The organism is Pseudomonas sp. KT_2_4, assembly GCF_041410225.1.
GTDB classification, from domain to species: domain Bacteria; phylum Pseudomonadota; class Gammaproteobacteria; order Pseudomonadales; family Pseudomonadaceae; genus Aquipseudomonas; species Aquipseudomonas paracarnis.
This window is the reverse complement of the sequence record NZ_CP166962.1, coordinates 48,752-61,768: the sequence shown is the minus strand read 5'-3', so window position 1 is coordinate 61,768 and position 13,017 is coordinate 48,752. Positions and strand designations below refer to the sequence as shown.

General features: G+C 57.4%; 11 protein-coding genes. 4 read left to right on the top strand and 7 right to left on the bottom strand.

What is annotated here, in order from left to right; translation table 11 throughout:
- Positions 1-70 precede the first annotated feature (70 nt).
- The 5 genes from AB9N64_RS00270 to AB9N64_RS00250 all read right to left on the bottom strand — a co-directional run bounded on the left by AB9N64_RS00270 (position 71) and on the right by AB9N64_RS00250 (position 4,521).
- Positions 71-814: an SDR family oxidoreductase gene (locus AB9N64_RS00270; RefSeq protein WP_032892370.1), complete on the bottom strand. Its 744-nt coding sequence runs from the start codon at positions 812-814 to the stop codon at positions 71-73.
- A gap of 44 nt (positions 815-858) precedes the next feature.
- Entirely contained in the window at positions 859-1,986 is a 1,128-nt protein-coding gene (locus tag AB9N64_RS00265) for an alkene reductase (RefSeq protein WP_282399022.1), read from the bottom strand.
- 55 nt (positions 1,987-2,041) lie between these two features.
- Complete coding sequence (locus tag AB9N64_RS00260; protein WP_020303201.1) at positions 2,042-2,623, bottom strand: TetR/AcrR family transcriptional regulator; 582 nt, start codon at positions 2,621-2,623, stop codon at positions 2,042-2,044.
- A 104-nt stretch (positions 2,624-2,727) separates the two neighbouring features.
- Positions 2,728-3,984, bottom strand: a complete 1,257-nt coding sequence (locus tag AB9N64_RS00255) for a cation:dicarboxylate symporter family transporter (RefSeq protein ID WP_137271305.1) — start codon at positions 3,982-3,984, stop codon at positions 2,728-2,730.
- Between the two features lie 111 nt (positions 3,985-4,095).
- Positions 4,096-4,521, bottom strand: a complete 426-nt coding sequence (locus AB9N64_RS00250; protein WP_014718007.1) for a VOC family protein — start codon at positions 4,519-4,521, stop codon at positions 4,096-4,098.
- A gap of 155 nt (positions 4,522-4,676) precedes the next feature.
- Between AB9N64_RS00250 and AB9N64_RS00245 the strand changes: the two genes are divergently transcribed.
- Both AB9N64_RS00245 and AB9N64_RS00240 read left to right on the top strand, forming a co-directional pair.
- Positions 4,677-5,555, top strand: a complete 879-nt coding sequence (locus AB9N64_RS00245; protein WP_014718006.1) for a LysR family transcriptional regulator — start codon at positions 4,677-4,679, stop codon at positions 5,553-5,555.
- 205 nt (positions 5,556-5,760) lie between these two features.
- A complete protein-coding gene (locus tag AB9N64_RS00240; RefSeq protein WP_014718005.1) occupies positions 5,761-7,035 on the top strand; it encodes a glycoside hydrolase family 68 protein in 1,275 nt (424 codons plus the stop codon).
- 207 nt (positions 7,036-7,242) lie between these two features.
- On the opposite strand, the gene AB9N64_RS00235 is transcribed toward AB9N64_RS00240, so the two are convergent.
- Both AB9N64_RS00235 and AB9N64_RS00230 read right to left on the bottom strand, forming a co-directional pair.
- Positions 7,243-8,952: a polyurethanase gene (locus AB9N64_RS00235; protein WP_371359826.1), complete on the bottom strand. Its 1,710-nt coding sequence runs from the start codon at positions 8,950-8,952 to the stop codon at positions 7,243-7,245.
- 118 nt (positions 8,953-9,070) lie between these two features.
- A complete protein-coding gene (locus AB9N64_RS00230) occupies positions 9,071-10,318 on the bottom strand; it encodes an MFS transporter (RefSeq protein ID WP_032905026.1) in 1,248 nt (415 codons plus the stop codon).
- Positions 10,319-10,420: 102 nt separating this feature from the next.
- Between AB9N64_RS00230 and AB9N64_RS00225 the strand changes: the two genes are divergently transcribed.
- The gene (locus AB9N64_RS00225; RefSeq protein WP_019821452.1) at positions 10,421-11,389 is read left to right on the top strand and encodes an AraC family transcriptional regulator; all 969 of its coding nucleotides are present in this window, start codon (positions 10,421-10,423) and stop codon (positions 11,387-11,389) included.
- A gap of 912 nt (positions 11,390-12,301) precedes the next feature.
- Entirely contained in the window at positions 12,302-12,601 is a 300-nt protein-coding gene (locus tag AB9N64_RS00220; protein ID WP_014718001.1) for a hypothetical protein, read from the top strand.
- The last annotated feature ends 416 nt before the right edge of the window (positions 12,602-13,017 follow it).

The following is a 13,017-nucleotide window of genomic DNA, read 5'->3' as shown; positions in this document are numbered from 1 at the left end:
GATGAGATGCCACACCGCTCGCGTGACATAGCCGAGGGGTCTTGCTGAATGAGTCAATGACCGCCGCCCGCTACCAATCCTGGCGCGTCGGCGAGATGATCAAGTCATTGACGGTGACGTTTTCCGGCTGGTTGAGCGCGTAAATCACTGCACGGGCGACATCGTCAGGCCCAATAGCAATCCGGTTCAGCGCCTGGGCAGCCTTGCGCCCCTGCGGATCACTGACCTTGTCCGCCCACCCTGTATTGATGACGCCAGGGCTGATCGTGTTAACGCGAATACCGTGCTGCACGCCAAGTTCTTTGCGCATGGACTCGGTCATGGCCTGGACGAAAAACTTGGTCGCACTGTAGACACCCGCAGACGGCCCTACCTGATGCCCTGCAACAGAGTCCATATTGAGAATCTGCCCGGACTTCTGTTCCAACATGAACGGCAATACTGCAGCCGTCATGTTGAGGTAACCCTTGATGTTCACATCGATCATCTTTTCCCAATCCTGCACGGCCAGATCAACCCAACGGGAAAAAAGCATCAGGCCAGCGTTGTTCACCAGAATGTCGATGGCGCCGTATGTTTCACGGGCAAACCTGGCAAGTGCCTGGGTTTGATCCGGTTGAGTCACATCAGTAGTAAACGCGACCACCTCACTTGCGGCCTCGCGCAGGTCAGCGACGAAAGACTCCAACGCCTCTTCATCAAGGGCGGCGGCAACCACACGCGCACCTTGCGCTACCAGCGCCCGGGTGGTTGCCGCGCCGATGCCTGAGGATGCGCCCGTGACGATGACTACCTTGTTTTGCAGGTAATTCATGTTCAATACCTTTTTGCAATTAATGCTATTGCGACGCCTGCGCCTTAATTAGCGCGGGACCTTGCTATTGAGGCGTCAGCGGTTGGCCAATCGATGTAACCTTTTGCACCGCCGCCGTAGTAACTCTCGCGTGGAGCGATGGTCAGCTCAATACCGCGACGCAGACGCTCTACGAGGTCGGGGTTGGAAATGAACAAGCGACCAAATGCCACCGCATCAATCCGGCCCTGCGCCCGGCGTTCGATTGCCATCGCCAGGTCATAGTTGTTATTGCCTATGAATGGCCCTTCAAACTGGGCACTCAGTGCATCCAGGTCCACGCCTTCGGGCACGGTGCGGGAGGTCGCCGTGGCGCCTTCAACAAAATGCAGGTACGCCAGGTTCAATTGATTGAGCTGCTGGATCAGGTAGCCATAAGTCGCCATGACATTGCTGTCAGGAGGCGTATTACCGGCATCAGGGGTCACCGGTGAAAGGCGAATACCGACACGGTCGTTACCCCATATCGAAACCACGGCTTCGGTGACTTCCAAGGTCAGTCGCACCCGGTTCTCAATGGAGCCACCGTATTGATCGGTGCGTTTGTTAGTGGAATCACGCAGGAATTGATCGAGCAGATAGCTGTTGGCCGAATGCACTTCTACGCCATCAAAACCGGCTCGCTTGGCGTTCTCGGCGGCCCGCTTGTATTGCTCGATGATCCCTGGGATCTCCGAGGTTTGCAGCGCACGAGGCGTCGACACCTCGACAAAGCCATTTTCGGTGTAGGTGCTACCTTCAGCCTTGATCGCCGAAGGCGCTACGGGGGCATCGCCGTTGGGTTGCAACTCGACACTGGAAAAACGCCCCACGTGCCACAACTGACTGACAATTTTGCCGCCCGCCGCGTGCACTGCGTCGGTGACCTTTTTCCAGCCGGCCACCTGTTCTTGCGACCAGATTCCCGGAGTCATGGCATAGCCACGTCCTTGGGCAGAAATGTTCGTCGCTTCGGCAATGATCAAGCCGGCACTGGCACGTTGAGCGTAGTAAGTGGCGTGCATTTCATTTGGCACACCGTCGTCGGCCATCCGGCTACGTGTGACGGGCGCCATGACTATCCGGTTAGCCAATTGCAGCGCCCCCAGATGCATGGGAGAAAAAAGGTCGGTATCCGTGGTGATATCGGTCATAAAGCCTCTCGATAAATTAGACCGGTCGTCTAGTAAAGTGGTAAAAAAAACGCCCCTATGCCAGCAGGCGCTTACTCGTGTTCAGCGCTGTTTCGAACGCAGCAGTTGTGTTTCGCACCTTCACTAACAGTGAAGCCCCAAGCCACAGTTGATACAACGATTCAGCCAATGTCTCGGCGTTCTGGGTTGACGTGATGGAGCCATCGGCCATCCCCTGTTCAACACACCGGGTGATCCTCTGGATAATCAGTGCGGTGCCCTCTTCAAGTACGCTGCGCATGTCCTCCGAGAGGTCACACACTTCTGCGCCGAGTTTCACCACCAGGCATTTCTCCTCGGGATGATCGAACGCCTGTGTCTTCGCCCAGTAACTCAGGTAGCCAATCAGCCGCTCGGCGCCAGTCCCTTGCGCTGCCATGACGATGTCTACCCGACCGATATACTCTTGGAAATACTCTTCCAGTAGTGCCTGGCCGAACTCCTCCTTGGAGCGGAAGTAGTGATAAAACGAGCCCTTGGGCACGCCCGCCGTCGTCAATACTTCCATAAGACCGACGGCGGTATAGCCCTTGTGGGTCATCAGTGTCTTCGCTACATCGATGATGTGCTGTCGCATGTCCAGATTAGATTTTTTCATAATGACGAGAGCCTATCCAAAACTAGACCGGTCGTCTACAAAACATTAGCAATACCTGACGAATGACCTCCTGCGTTCTCGCCTATCGTTGCTCCTGCAAACGACTAGACCCGTGCGGCTGGATAATCCGTTGAAGGTCTGAGCTCGACCTTTTCCCACTTGGCGATGACTAACGGCGCAATGGCATTGCCCAACACGTTCAACGTAGTGGTACCACTGTCGATGATCCTGAAAATGCCAGCGATCAACGCGACGCCTTCCAGTGGAAGACCTGCTGAGGCCAATGTCGCTGACAAGATGATGATGGCGAAACCTGGCACCCCTGCTGCGCCCTTGGAAGTCAGCACCATGGTCACCACCAACAGGATCTGCTGGGATAACGACAGGTCGATGCCATGGAGTTGCGCGACAAAGATCGTCGCCACCCCAAGAAAAATCGACGCACCATCGAGGTTGAACGCATACCCCACCGGCACCACGAAACTGACGATCCGACGCGGCACGCCGTAACTTTCCATTTTTGTCATCAACTGCGGCATCACTGCGGCTGAGGCGGCACTTGAGAATGCGAGCATCAACTCATCGCGCAAGTACCGGATCAACTTGAAAATGTTTTCGCCTATCAAGTAACAGATACCGCCAAGTACCACCAACGCGAAAACAATCAGCGCCAGGTACACAACACCAATCAACTTGAGCAATGGCAACAAGGAAGCGAAACCAAACGTCGCCACGGTCGCGCCGATCATGCCGAACACACCCACAGGCGCATAAGCCATAACCATGGAGACAACCTTGAACATCGCATCGCAAACACTTTGAAGCAGTGCGATGACCGGTGCGTTTTTCTCTTTCGGTAAGGCGTTCAATGCCAGGCCGAACAGCACGGCAAAAAACAACACCGACAGCAACTTCCCCTCCGACATCGCAGCCAATACGTTATCGGGCACGATGTTCTGCAATATTACCAGCGCTCCTTTCGGCGGCTCCAGCGTGATGGATGCGGCACCGTGCGAAACACCGGAAATATCGGTACCTGTTCCCGGTTCGAAGAGATTTGCGAAACACAAGCCTATGACGACGGCCAGCGCGGTAATCGCAAAGAAATAACCGAGCGAGCGCACACCCATGCGGCCAAATGACTTGCTGTCTGGGCCACCTGCAATGCCCAGAATCATGCAGCAGAACACGATTGGCACAACGACCATCTTCATCATCTTGATAAAGATGTCACCAAGCGGTTTCAGAACCTGCACGCTGACCCATGCCTGATAGTGCGGATGGGTATTGAAGTACCAACCGACAAGCACGCCAAGCGACAGCCCGGCAACGATTTGCCACACCAAGGGAATACGTTTCATGTCTAGCCTTCTTGTTGGAATGAAAGGTCTGCGTTATCAGCAGTTGCTAGAGTCATGAGCTTGCAGCTCACGTGAGCCCCATGGCACAGCTCAGCTGTGCCATGGGTGTTCTTATTTCGCGAAGAGCTGGCCCATATCCTTGAACGCCTTGAATTCAAGGGCATTGCCGCAAGGATCAAACAGGAACATGGTGGCTTGCTCGCCAACCTGACCTTTGAAACGAATGTACGGTTCGATCACAAATTCGGTACCAAACGACTTCAGTCGCTCGGCCAGCGCTTCCCATTGCTCCCAACCCAGAATGATGCCGAAGTGCGGAACAGGAACATCATGACCATCGACCGGATTGCTATGAACACTTTCTTGAGAGGCGGTTTTGGGATGCTCGTGAATCACCAGTTGATGACCATAGAAATTGAAATCGACCCATTGAGTGCTGGACCGCCCTTCTTCTAAACCAAAAACCTCACCGTAGAAGGTCCGTGTTGAAGCCAGGTCGTAAACAGGTATTGCGAGGTGGAATGGCGAGAGGCTCATCAGATCTCCAGTGCTTTTTTTGTGGGTTTGGCGAACATTCCCCCCTCATTGCCTCGCTTGGCTCAGCCGTTGGCGGGAATGGAAAACATCGTAGGACGGAAAACCCAACATAAAAATCAATATATATTTCTTAGAAACACAATTAATATTTATGAATGATCAAAGAACTCAAGACACTCATCGCTGTTGCGCGGGAAGGCACTTTTGCCGCTGCCGGCAACAGAATCGGCCTGACCCAGGCCGCTGTGAGCGCGCAAATCCAGCGCCTCGAAGCTGAACTGGGCGTCGAAATTTTCGACAGAAAGGGACGCTCTGCGCATCTCAATAGAATGGGCCACCAGGTACTCTTGCAAGCTCAGGAGTTGCTCAATCTTTACGACAACCTGGGTTCCTCGACGATGGGACAACCCACCCACGAGCGGGTGACTATCGGCGCTATCGCGTCGGTGCAGCGCTCATATTTGCCCGAATCGCTGGCCAGGTTTCACCAGCAATGCCCGCAATGTCGCACGCGAGTCATTCCAGGGCTGTCGATGGAATTGGTCAACCTCGTCGACGCTGGCGAGATCGACATGGCCACCATCATTCGCCCGCCCTTCTCGCTCCAGAGTGACCTGCACTGGACGACTCTGGCGCAGGAGCCCTACCGGCTGATCGTCCCATGCGAAGTGCCCGGTGAAGACTGGTCGGCACTGCTGTCCAGCCATCCTTTCATTCGCTATGACCGCTCATCGTTCGGCGGCAGGCAGGTTGATCGTTTTGTGCGGCAGATGCATTTCACGCTGCATGAGGTGTGCGAGTTGGATGAGCTGGAGGCCATCCTTCAATTAGTCAAAAAGGGCGTAGGCGTCGCATTGGTGCCGCAAACGTGCAGAGATCCGGAGTGGCCTATGGGTGTTCGAGCACTCGATCTGGGCATACACACCTTTCACCGGGATATCGGACTCATACACCGTTCTCGCCAAAGCCTTACCGAACCCGTGCGGATGCTGGCTGACCTGATCAGTGACCAGTTCATGCGTGGCTTGAACTAACCACCCTCTCGCTCATGGCCATCACTGCGCCACGCCAATGGAATAACTTCTGTAAACGGGACAAGGTGAAACGTATCAGCTGAATGAAAAACTCAAAAAATGCATAAATGCATTTTTATCCTTGACCCACAGATCCGAGTCTTTTAAATTCGAATCACTGTATATAAATACAGTTACTTGAATCCCTACATGGACGAGGTTTCCTATGAAAAACACCCCTTCGAAATTTGGAAAAACACCCCATCAACCCAGCCTGTGGACCCGAGCCGATGCGCTTAAAGTGCGTGCGGACGACCCCACCACCACCCAGCCACTGGTCAGTGCGAACTTCCCGGTATTGAGTGACGAGGTTTTTATCTGGGACACCATGCCGCTGCGTGATATCGACGGCAACATCACCTCCGTTGACGGCTGGTCGGTGATCTTCACCCTCACTGCGGATCGCCACCCGAACGACCCGCAATACCTCGATCAGAATGGCAACTACGACGTCATCCGCGACTGGAACGATCGCCATGGCCGGGCAAAGATGTACTACTGGTTTTCTCGCACTGGCAAAGACTGGAAGCTCGGCGGCCGAGTGATGGCTGAAGGGGTTTCACCCACCGTGCGCGAATGGGCTGGCACACCGATCCTGCTGAACGAACAAGGCGAAGTGGACCTGTACTACACCGCCGTCACGCCCGGCGCGACCATCGTCAAGGTGCGTGGCCGCGTGGTGACCACCGAGCATGGCGTCAGCCTGGTGGGCTTCGAAAAGGTCAAGCCGCTGTTCGAGGCGGACGGCAAGATGTACCAGACCGAAGCGCAAAACGCCTTCTGGGGCTTTCGCGATCCATGGCCGTTTCGCGACCCGAAAGACGGCAAGCTGTACATGCTGTTCGAAGGCAACGTGGCCGGCGAACGCGGCTCGCACAAGGTCGGTAACGCCGAAATCGGCGACGTGCCACCCGGCTATGAAGAAGTCGGCAACTCGCGCTTCCAGACCGCCTGCGTCGGGATCGCCGTGGCCCGCGACGAAGACGGTGACGACTGGGAAATGCTGCCACCGCTGCTGACCGCGGTCGGCGTCAACGACCAGACCGAACGCCCGCACTTTGTGTTCCAGGACGGCAAGTACTACCTGTTCACCATCAGCCACACCTTCACCTACGCCGACGGTGTAACCGGCCCGGACGGGGTATACGGCTTCGTCGCCGATTCGCTGTTCGGCCCGTATGTGCCGTTGAACGGCTCTGGCCTGGTACTGGGCAACCCGTCCTCCCAACCGTTTCAGACCTACTCGCACTGCGTCATGCCCAACGGCCTGGTGACCTCCTTCATCGACAGCGTACCGACCGACGACACCGGCACGCAGATCCGTATCGGCGGCACCGAAGCACCGACGGTGGGCATCAAGATCAAAGGGCAGCAAACGTTCGTGGTCGCCGAGTATGACTACGGTTACATCCCGCCGATGCTCGACGTTACGCTCAAGTAACGGAGGCTATGAGGTAGCGGGTTTGAGCTCGATGACAAACCCGCGGTAGATATCCGCTGCTCCCGTAGCGGTCTGACAGCCGCCATCGCAGGCAAGCCAGCTCCCACATTTTGGTCCGTGGGGCGTCAGGTAGGTATGTGTCGGCTGAGGGGCCGTCACGGGAGCAAGCTCACTCGCCACAGGTTCAACAGCCCATTGTGTGGGTATTCAGGAAATATAAATGCCTGCACCATTGAGTTGAGTCATATTTACGCCAACCAACGTCACCGAGTTGTCGCCAAAGGACAACAGGGCATTGTCCTCGAACATCGAGACATGGGAACGGTAATCGTATTGCTGGCCCAGGTCAGGAATCCCCATGAACACCAGCTTATCGCTGGCCTGGTAGCCCTCGACCCGATCATTGCCAAAGAGGCCGTTGAACAGGAAAGTGTTGCTGCCCCCGCCCGACACCATCAGGTCATTGCCCGCCCCGCCGACGAACACATTATTACCCTGCCCACCGATCAAATGATCGTCGCCGCCCAGACCGAACAACCATTCCCCCGCAGCATGAGCGGTGAGGACATTGTCCTGCGCATCGCCGTTGGCAGAGGCCGTGTAAGGCGTCAAGGCTGTGCCGGCCAGCAGGCCTTGGCCGGTTACGTTATAGGTGACGTTGTGGGTGCCCCAGGGGATTGAATTCCACATGATGTAGGACTGCTCTTGGCTCACCAATGCACCGATATCGCGGGTCATACTGATGCCGCCATAGGCGTCGTTGATGTAGAGCGTGCCATCGCCATCGTTGGCAAAGCCGAAGCTGGCCAGTGGCTTGTGCAGTTCGAAGACGTTATCGCCCTGCCCGCCCAGCAGGATGTTGTAGCCGCCATCATCGCGAAAACGATCATGACCGGCGCCGCCTTCCAGGAAGTCGTTGCCGACACCGCCCTTGAGCAGGTCGTTGCCCTCGGTGCCGAGGATGAAGGTATTGCCAGTGTGTTTTTCAGCGTAACGGTTCAGGTCTTGTACCCAGGTGGTTTCACGCGCAGCCTCGGTCAGGCTGGAGACCACGATGGTCGAATCCTTGCTGGTCAGGTCGTAGAACTCGGAGGACGCGATACGCCCCAAACCTTGGATGTAACCGTCCAGGGAGTGAGCCTTGGCCACGCCCCAATTCAGACTATTAGGTAAATGTGCCGAGAACGACGCGTAATTATCGGTAAAACTGACGAGGTTGTTGGCGGCCGCATCCCAGCCCCGGTCGTTGCCCCAGAAGAGTGCCGAGGTATTGATGCCTTTGCCATCAATGGCTTTGAACACCGGGTCATTTTCATAGCCAATATTCAACACCGGGGTATCACCCGAGCGTTGAGCGGGTGAGGCAAAGGTTACGTAGTTGGCATCCTGATAAAAGCCGCCCCAGTGATCGTGGCTCAAGGTCGCCAGGCTGTTGGCGCCCAGTGCGCCGAGGCTATGGCCGGTGACCAGGATATCCTTGCCGCTCAAGCCCTGGCTCGCGGCGTAACGAGCGACGTTTTCGAGCAAGGCGCTGAAGGCGAACTTGGCGTAATTGGCGGCGTATCCAGGCAGTGCTGCGGCCGCCAGGTCGCTGGCCACGTCGCCCGCGCCATCCCAGGTCAAGCCAAAGGACGTGCCACGAAAGGCAATCCCCATGGCGATCAGCCTGCCAAGCCCATCGTACTGCCCCAGAATCTCGACGTTGGCCGAAGGGGCCAAGGCTGTCTCGCCCCAGAAGGTGCCTTGCTTGTCCACATGCTGCGTCACGCCCAGGGCCTGCGCACCGATAGGCGCCCAGCCACCGGTTGCCAGGAGTTGGCCGGTGGAGTCATACGCGTACTCGGATAAAGCCAAGGCGTTGCTCAGCAGCGCCTTGGCGGGGTCGCCCTTCATGCCCTTGTAATCGAAAACGCCCATGCCCTTGGTCCCTTTTCAGATGACGTGCCAGATGGCCTCGATTCGGATGGCCGGGGTCGATTGAGTGCGGGTCACGGGGGCCTGTCAAGGGTTACCTAGAAATTCAATAGTGCTCATTTTATTGAGCGCTAGCCCTCCCAGCATTGACGACATGGACAGAAGGCACCCGTACACGCAGCGCAATCAACAACGCAGCCAGCAACATCAGCACCGCCGCCGCTATAAATACGCCCGCGCTGCCACCGAGGCTGAACACTGCACCGCCAGCGGCGGCGCCCATGGCGATGGCGGACTGCACAGAGGCCACCACCATACCCCCGGCGCTTTCCGCCTGGTCAGGTACCGCGCTGGCGACCCAGTTCGACCACGCCACCGGCACACCGCCAAAGGCCAAGCCCCAGATTGCCAGCAGTACCGCCTGCCCCGGCAACGAGGGTGGCAACAGCACCAACGCCAGTGCTGCAACCCCGACCAGCGCAGGCATTAACACCAGAGTCGCCAGCGGGCGGTGCTCCAGCAGCCTGCCAGCCAACAGCGTGCCGAAGAAGTTCGCCACACCGAACCCCAGCAACATCAGCGACAGCCCTTGCGAGCCGATGCCGGTAGTACCTTCAAGAAATGGCCGAACGTAGGTGAACATCGCGAAGTGACCGCTATGCACCAGCACACAACCGAACATCCCCATGGCGATGCCTGGGCGCTGCAACACGTCGAAAACCGTGCGCAGACGTGCCGGCCGGCGCGGCGCGAGGCGCGGTAAAGTCAATGACTGAAACGCCAGGGTCACCATGCCTACCGCCGCCGCTGCAAAGAACGCGCTGCGCCAGCCGTATAGCCCGCCCAGATAGCTGCCCAGTGGCACGGCAACGACCGTCCCGATGGCAATCCCACTGAAAATGATCGACAGCGCCCGAGGCAACAAAGCACTCGGCACCAAGCGCATCGCCACCGCCGCAGCCATGCTCCAGAACCCGCCTAGGGCAATCCCCAGCAAGATGCGCATCAACAGCAGCACCGCGAAGCTGGAAGAAACGGCGACCAACAGATTGGAGGCAACCATCAACGTTGAAAACCCCAACAACACCCAACGTCGGTCGATGCCGCGGGTCAGGCCTGGCACCAACAAACCGGCGAACAACGCTACCACTGCTGTCACCGTTACCGCCTGGCCAGCCAGCGCTTCGGACACGCCCAGATCAGTCGCCATCAGTGTTAACAAACTGGCCGGAAGGTACTCCGCAGTCAGTAATCCGAACACTCCCATTGCCAGTGAGAAGACGGCCATCCACGCGGGGGCCGCAGGCTCTGCCTCCGAGAAGGCGCCGGGATGGCGGTTGGATACGGCGTCACATACACAGTCAGTCATTACAGGGATCTCCCAATCATCATTGCGACCCGCAGTCTAGGCGCGCGAATCTGGATGATCTATGATCCAAAATCTCTCATTTTTGACTAAAACACCTGAACAATGTCTGCAGAACAGTTTGCTCTTTCCTCGGATCTCATCAACGAACTGTTGCGCGGTATGCGCCTGCGTGGCGTCGAATACCGGCGTATACAAACGAGTCCGAGTTTCGGTTTGGGCTTCGCTGAAAAACCTGGGCATGCCTGGTTCCATTTCATGGCCGTCGGCAATGCGGTACTGCGAATGGAGGACGGCACCACCTACGCGCTGTCTGCCGGCAACGCCGTGTTCATCTCCCACGGCGCGGCCCATCAACTGTATTCCCATGCGGACGTACCCGTTCAGGACATCGACCGCCTAGACGGCGTCCCCCTCGGTGACACCGTGAGCGCGGTGCACACCGGAACCGATGCCAGCCCAACGCCGAGCACCATTTTGTTCAATGGTTGTATGGAGTTTGAACTGGGCAGCATCCATGGCCTCGGCAAACTGATGCCGGGCCTGATGTTGATTGATGCCGACGGCCAGCGCTACCCTGGACTGGTGCCTATCCTGACCACCATGGAACGCGAGGTCAGCGCCGCACGTGTGGGCTTCGCCGGTATCCTCGCGCGGTTGGCCGACGTGGTGGCCGCCATGGTCGTTCGCGGTTGGGTAGAGTGTGCCTGCGGTAATGCCTCTGGCCTGGTCGCCGCCTTGCGCGATCCACGCTTGGCCGGTGCACTGCTCGCGCTCCATCAACAACCGGGCCGCGACTGGACCGTTGCGCAATTGGCAGAGCAATGCAATACCTCACGCTCAGCCTTCGCGGATCGCTTCCAGGTGACGATTGGCATGACGCCGCTGCGCTATGTCACCGAACTGCGAATGCGGCTCGCAAGCCAGTGGCTGACCCTCGAAAGGCTGCCGATCGAAGAGGTAGCACAACGCTTGGGCTATACATCCCAGGCCGCTTTCAGTCGCGCGTTCAAACGTGTTACGGGCAAGACACCGGGGTTAAGTCGCAAGGTGAGGCAGCCCATTGTTACTTGACGCTGAGCGCACGTAGTCGACGGTCTGTGCCTCTGAATCATTTAATGAAAACCGCTCGTGACTACCTGATCGAAAGCCAGCACTGGGACCTCTCAGGCACCGCATAGGACCCGATCCGCGGTAGCGTCCCCCCTATCGCGTGTTTTCCACCGCCTTTGAAAGATCGCTCCTACACTTTCTCCAAACACTTCCGACGGCCCCATCTGAAATACCCAACAGTCACGAAAAACGACAAGCCCTTTTCTAAAATAAACGTTATGTATTCAGTTGTTCTGGGCAAGAAGCCCACGTCTCCATTCACCTCATGAAGAACTTGGATCATGCTAAATACCTCATTTTTTCCCTCATTGCGTACCGCCGTCAGTACAGCCCTGCGGTCCCGACAACTCAATCGAGAAGAAGAGCGCCTGGTCCACTACTACCGTTGCTTGTCGGAACAGGATCGTGAAGCGGTGCGCTGCCTAATGTTTGCGGTCAGGGAAACCAGCGAGGCGAACACCCTCCCCCATAAAAAGTGATGCCGTCATGGGTCAGCGAACGATGGAAGTACCTGCGGGTTTGACATCTAGCCGGCAGCCTGTCACTAACACCCTCGCGATGGATTTTTCTACCCAGCTAGAGCATGCCTGCGAAAGCCCCATCGCCGTGGAGGATCTGCATATCCCCATGCCCACCTTCGTCACCCTTCAGCCTCGATTTTCCCTCGGTGGCCTGACCCTCTCCCGCTCGATTTCCGTCAGCTCCAACACGCTCCACCGTAGCCTCCGTCTCGATTTCCTCCAGGTGATTGTGGGGGTCTTTTACGCGCTCCTAGACTCCGCCGCCGTAGGGCAAATCCCTGTTCCCTCATGATTCCCACAGGCGGCACGCGCGCAATTTTCCTGCCGCCGCCACTCGCAAGGAGCCTCAACGATGACCAAGACCTCAACCGCCCTCCTCCTGCTTGCACTGGCCAGCCTGCTGGCGGGCTGCACCACCAACCCCAACGTACTGCAGATACACAAAGTCACCGCAGAGGCGATTGGCTTGGCCTCTACGGATGAGCTGACCATGGGCCCGGTCACCAAGAGCAAGGAGGACTTCCTGGGCGGCGCTGAACTGAACTTCAAAGCCACGACCGCCAAGGGCCGTGTGTTCAACTGCTCGACGGTCATGACTCCAGGCATCCTGCTTGAGCCGCCGAAGTACTCGCGCCTGACCTGCACGAAGTAACCCTGACAGCCGGTGCGGGCATCGCGCGCACCGGCCTATGGGAACGGCCGTCGGCGTGCCGGGCGCGCCACATGGCGGCGTTGCCGGCAAAGATGGTGTTCATGCTCAGCACGCTAAACCTGCGTCAGCGCTCAGCATTCGATAGATGGCCGTTTGAGGCATAAGAGTGCGCGCAGTCGGCTGCCGAGGGTGAAGGGCGCCCCCAACACTTAGACACCCATTCAATTTCTGGGGCGTTTTCAATGCTTGGATAAGTCACGCTCAACGCTATTGAAAGACACCTCCTACAGACCCAGCGCATGGGTTCGCAGGACGCGTCCTGATTGCGCCCACATTATTGAATGGCACGGGCGACGCTGCCTAGGATGTGCCCGCTCGCTCATTTCGTTGAGCTCTAGCCCTCCCCGCGTCCACGA

Coding starts and splice junctions, on each gene's coding strand:
- AB9N64_RS00270 (WP_032892370.1), bottom strand. CDS start 814: ATGAATTACCTGCAAAACAAGGTAGTCATCGTCACGGGCGCATCCTCA.
- AB9N64_RS00265 (WP_282399022.1), bottom strand. CDS start 1,986: ATGACCGATATCACCACGGATACCGACCTTTTTTCTCCCATGCATCTG.
- AB9N64_RS00260 (WP_020303201.1), bottom strand. CDS start 2,623: ATGAAAAAATCTAATCTGGACATGCGACAGCACATCATCGATGTAGCG.
- AB9N64_RS00255 (WP_137271305.1), bottom strand. CDS start 3,984: ATGAAACGTATTCCCTTGGTGTGGCAAATCGTTGCCGGGCTGTCGCTT.
- AB9N64_RS00250 (WP_014718007.1), bottom strand. CDS start 4,521: ATGAGCCTCTCGCCATTCCACCTCGCAATACCTGTTTACGACCTGGCT.
- AB9N64_RS00245 (WP_014718006.1), top strand. CDS start 4,677: ATGATCAAAGAACTCAAGACACTCATCGCTGTTGCGCGGGAAGGCACT.
- AB9N64_RS00240 (WP_014718005.1), top strand. CDS start 5,761: ATGAAAAACACCCCTTCGAAATTTGGAAAAACACCCCATCAACCCAGC.
- AB9N64_RS00235 (WP_371359826.1), bottom strand. CDS start 8,952: ATGGGCGTTTTCGATTACAAGGGCATGAAGGGCGACCCCGCCAAGGCG.
- AB9N64_RS00230 (WP_032905026.1), bottom strand. CDS start 10,318: ATGACTGACTGTGTATGTGACGCCGTATCCAACCGCCATCCCGGCGCC.
- AB9N64_RS00225 (WP_019821452.1), top strand. CDS start 10,421: ATGTCTGCAGAACAGTTTGCTCTTTCCTCGGATCTCATCAACGAACTG.
- AB9N64_RS00220 (WP_014718001.1), top strand. CDS start 12,302: ATGACCAAGACCTCAACCGCCCTCCTCCTGCTTGCACTGGCCAGCCTG.